The organism is Rhizobium ecuadorense (genome assembly GCF_001187535.1).
Lineage (GTDB): Bacteria > Pseudomonadota > Alphaproteobacteria > Rhizobiales > Rhizobiaceae > Rhizobium > Rhizobium ecuadorense.
Window position 1 is genome coordinate 1 of record NZ_LFIO01001396.1, and the last position, 213, is coordinate 213.

Sequence of the window (213 nt, forward strand, 5' to 3'; positions counted from 1 at the left end):
CGTTGCATCGCTTCGATATTGTTCGAGCCAGCCGATGGAGGCGCTGGCGTAGTCCGTCAGGCTTTGCGACGTCGAGAGACCTGCGTCGGAAGAGAACGAACGCTGTTCCGTCAGCGCCTGATACAGGGCGTCGAGATTGTCCGAGAAGCCGCTGTCTCCCGAGGTGTTGAGATCGGTGATGCCGCTGATCGTTCCGTCGCGCAGCTTCGTCGC

At 61.0% G+C, this 213-nt stretch carries 1 pseudogene; it reads right to left on the reverse strand.

The features are described 5' to 3' along the window. A pseudogene (gene flgK / locus AF337_RS29725) lies at positions 1 to 213 on the reverse strand (flagellar hook-associated protein FlgK); the annotation flags it as partial.